The following is a 4,153-nucleotide window of genomic DNA, read 5'->3' as shown; positions in this document are numbered from 1 at the left end:
ATGTCATCTTGCAGGAGCAGATGACGGTATCAGGCATGCACCGCTTCAGGCGCAGCCTTTTCCACCGCACAACACAGCACGCTACAGACCGACCCGCAACGGCACATGTTCCATGTCCGGATGCTGCATGGCTTGCGGCCATACGCGTCCATGACATGCACATTGATTTGCCGGTGCCTCTCGCGGCCAGCGCCACAGTTCACACTGCGCGCCGGCCGGACCTGCCATTGCCCGGCCTGGCCGCCGGCGCCGTGTGCATGCCGTCGATGGAACAATTACCGATGAAAGGGTCTTCGCAAACCTGACCTGCGGAGGCCTTATGCCCGATATATCTCGCACCTGATCGTCTGCTGTCATCGATATGTCAGGAGGATTCGTTACAGTCTGACGCTTTCCTCATCCGTCTCTCCGATGACCGCATGAACCGGACTCGCGCCTTGCTGTCCTCCTGGCATGCGCGCCGTCCGAACTGCAAACCGCTGCAAAAAGAAAAAGAGCTTCATCATGAATCTGGATCTGTTGAAAGAAACCTTCGCAAACTTCGTACGTGCACGCGGCATGGATCGTCACTTCCATCGCCTCGGCGTGGACATGTTCCGCAGCTCGCCGACCACCAAGGAAGTCCCGCAAACCGTGGCGCAAAACCTGGTGGGCGCCTCCCGGACCGAACTGTCCGAGCTGCTGAAAAAACTGCACACTCGCACCGACGGCCTGACCGAGCAGGAAGCCGACGCCATTCGCGCCGAAGTCGGCCCCAATGAAGTCGAACACGAAAAACCGCTGAGCTGGTGGGTGCATCTGTGGCACTGCTACAAGAACCCGTTCAACCTGCTGTTGACCGTACTGGCCGCCGTCTCCTACTACACCGAAGACATGAAGGCCGCCATCGTGATCGGCACCATGGTGGTGGTGTCGACGCTGATGCGTTTCGTGCAGGAGTCGCGTTCCAATACCGCCGCCGACAAGCTCAAGGAAATGGTCAGCAACACCGCGACCGTGATCCGCCACGACCTCGTCGCCGACATCGCCGAAGAAGCCCAGCGCTACTTCGACGTCACTCTTCATCCCAAGGGCGCCAAGCGCATCGAGCTGCCGATCAAGAAGCTGGTGCCGGGCGACATCGTGCAATTGTCTGCCGGCGACATGATCCCCGCCGACCTGCGCCTGCTGTCGGCCAAGGACTTGTTCGTCAGCCAGGCCGCCATGACCGGCGAATCGCTGCCGGTCGAGAAATTCGCCGAGCTGGCCGAGCGCGTCACCGCCACCGACCGCACCCCGACCGCGTTCCAGTCGGGCGTCAACAAGGTCAGCTGGCTGCTGATCCGCTTCATGCTGGTGATGACGCCGGTGGTGTTCTTCATCAACGGCTTCACCAAGGGCGACTGGGTCGAGGCCTTCCTGTTCGGCCTGTCCATCGCGGTCGGCCTGACGCCTGAAATGCTGCCGATGATCGTCACCTCGACGCTGGCCAAGGGCGCGGTTGCCCTGTCGCGCAAGAAGGTCATCGTCAAGCGCCTCGATGCGATCCAGAACTTCGGCGCCATGGACGTGCTGTGCACCGACAAGACCGGTACGCTGACGCAAGACAAGATTTTCCTGGAGCGCCACACCGGCATCCTGGGCGAGCCGAACGACGAGGTGCTGCAATACGCTTACCTCAACAGCTATTACCAGACCGGCCTGAAGAACCTGCTCGACGTCGCCGTGCTGGAACACGCCGAACTGCAACGCGAAATGGCGCTCGCCTCGGCCTATCGCAAGGTCGATGAAATCCCGTTCGACTTCCAGCGCCGCCGCATGTCGGTAGTGGTCAGCGAACGCGAAGATCACCATGAGCTGATCTGCAAAGGCGCGGTCGAAGAAATCGTCTCGATCTGCACCCACGCGCGCAACAACGGCGAGATCGTGCCGTTCACGCCCGAGCTGCTGGCCGAGATCCGCAAGACCACCGCCAGCCTGAACTCTGAAGGCCTGCGCGTGGTGGCGGTGGCGGCCAAGGACCTGCCGCCGACCAAGGAAACCTACAGCGTCGCCGACGAATCGGACCTGGTGCTGATCGGCTACATCGCCTTCCTCGATCCACCGAAGGAGTCGACCGAACCGGCGCTGGCGGCATTGCGCGCGCATGGCGTGACCGTCAAGATCCTGACCGGCGACAACGAACTGGTGACCGCCAAGATCTGCCGCGAAGTCGGCCTCGAAGTCGACGGCATGCTGCTCGGTTCGCACGTGGAAAAGATGACCGATGCGGAATTGTCCGTGGCCGTGGAAAAAACCACCGTCTTCGCCAAGCTCAGCCCGACCCACAAGGAACGCATCGTGCGCGTACTTCACGACAAGGGCCACGTGGTCGGTTTCATGGGTGACGGCATCAACGATGCGCCGGCCTTGCGCGCAGCCGACATCGGCATCTCGGTCGATACCGCGGTCGATATCGCCAAGGAGGCGGCCGACCTGATCCTGCTGGAAAAGAGCCTGATGGTGCTGGAAGAAGGTGTGCTGGAAGGCCGCAAGACCTTCGCCAACATGCTCAAGTACATCAAGATGACAGCCAGCTCCAACTTCGGCAATGTCTTCTCGGTGCTGGTGGCGAGCGCCTTCCTGCCCTTCCTGCCGATGCTGCCTTTGCATTTGCTGGTGCAGAACCTTCTGTACGACGTGTCGCAGATTTCCATCCCGTTCGACAACGTCGACAAGGAATTCCTGGAAAAACCGCAGCGTTGGAATCCGGGTGAAATCGGCCGCTTCATGGTGTTCTTCGGTCCGATCAGCTCGATCTTCGACATCAGCACGTTTGCCTTGATGTGGTTCGTGTTCGGCGCCAACTCGCCGGATCACCAGACCCTGTTCCAGTCGGGCTGGTTCATCGAAGGCCTGCTGTCGCAGACGCTGATCGTCCACATGATCCGCACCAAGCGCATTCCGTTCTTCCAGAGCCGCGCTTCGTGGCCGCTGATGGGCATGACGCTGGTCATCATGGCCATCGGCATCATCCTGCCAATGTCGCCGCTGGCCAGCTACTTCAAGCTGCAGGCGCTGCCGCTGAGCTACTTCCCGTGGCTGCTGGCGATCCTGATCGCTTACGCCGCGCTGATCCAGCTGATGAAGAAGTGGTACACCCGCCGCTATGGCTGGCAATAACGCGAGGATAAAGTCAACGTCGTGACGTAACAAAACGGGATGCGCGCAAACGCATCCCGTTTTTTATTGCGTGCTGAGGACGCGATGAATCAACCCACCAGACTCGCCGCGATATTGATCGACAAGCCCAGAATCGCCGCGTTGAACAAGAAGCCGATCACTGAATGCGCCAGCACGGTCTTGCGCAAGGCGCGCGTGCCGACGGCGACGTCCGAGGTCTGCACCGCGACGCTGATGGTGAACGCGAAATACAGGAAGTCCCAGTAATCCGGATTCTTCTCGCCATCGGCAAAGCGTAGCGGCGGCTCCGCATCATCGTCCTGCGCATAAAACAAGCGCGCGTAGTGCAAGGTGAAGACCGTGCCGATCAGGAACCAGGAGCCCAGTACGGTGCCGCCGGTGAACGCATAGTGCAGCAGTTTTTGGCCGCTCTCCAGATGGGAAGCATCGGCCAGTTCGATGACGATGGCTGCCAGGCTGGCGATGGCGGCTACGCAGACGGTGGCCAGCACCAGTTGCGCGCTTTCATCTTCCTTTTCGGCGAGGCGTCTGGTGTCGGCCGCCCTGGAGCGAAACATCATCACCCAGATCGTCAGCAGGTAGCAGGCCACGCCCGCGTTCCAGCCCGTCAGCAAGCGCGTGATGAGTGCGCCGTCCGCGCACAATAAATACCCCGCTGCGCCGACAGCGACGGCGATGAGCAAACGCGGATGGACCTGGACGATATGACGGGCGACTGACATGGGTATGGGCGGGTCGCATGACCCGGCAGCAGTTGAATTGCCGCAACCTTATCATGCAGCCGGTCGGATGCGTCTTGTTGCCTTACTTCTTCGGCGCGATGCCGAGGGCAATTTCCTGCGCTTCCTCCAACGAGCTGAAGCCGGTGATCGCAAAGCGATTGCCCGACAGCGGCGCCGACACCACCGGCGCGGTCATCACTTCACCGTTGATCATCACCGCCATGCGTTGGCGCAGAAGCACGCGCGAGGCCATGCCCATCCGGATCGCG

General features: G+C 60.9%; 4 protein-coding genes. 2 read left to right on the top strand and 2 right to left on the bottom strand.

Going from position 1 to position 4,153, the window contains the following annotated elements; translation table 11 throughout:
* Together HLUSI_RS33935 and mgtA are read left to right on the top strand one after the other, a co-directional pair.
* Window positions 1-305 (top strand): hypothetical protein (locus HLUSI_RS33935; protein WP_238533935.1); only part of this gene is annotated, 305 nt, incomplete at its 5' end.
* A 199-nt stretch (window positions 306-504) separates the two neighbouring features.
* A complete protein-coding gene (mgtA, locus tag HLUSI_RS0106915; protein WP_029363224.1) occupies window positions 505-3,141 on the top strand; it encodes a magnesium-translocating P-type ATPase in 2,637 nt (878 codons plus the stop codon).
* 89 nt (window positions 3,142-3,230) lie between these two features.
* Here the strand turns inward: mgtA and HLUSI_RS0106910 are convergent, their stop codons facing one another.
* Window positions 3,231-3,884 (bottom strand): DUF1345 domain-containing protein, encoded by a 654-nt coding sequence (locus HLUSI_RS0106910; protein ID WP_016833290.1) that lies wholly within the window; start codon window positions 3,882-3,884, stop codon window positions 3,231-3,233.
* Window positions 3,885-3,966: 82 nt separating this feature from the next.
* Window positions 3,967-4,153 (bottom strand): SecDF P1 head subdomain-containing protein (locus HLUSI_RS27365; RefSeq protein ID WP_040503239.1); only part of this gene is annotated, 187 nt, incomplete at its 5' end.

Origin of the sequence: Herbaspirillum lusitanum P6-12, assembly GCF_000256565.1 — a bacterium.
GTDB classification, from domain to species: domain Bacteria; phylum Pseudomonadota; class Gammaproteobacteria; order Burkholderiales; family Burkholderiaceae_D; genus Herbaspirillum; species Herbaspirillum lusitanum.
Note: the sequence above shows the minus strand (reverse complement) of the source record. Positions and strands in the feature narration are given on the sequence as shown.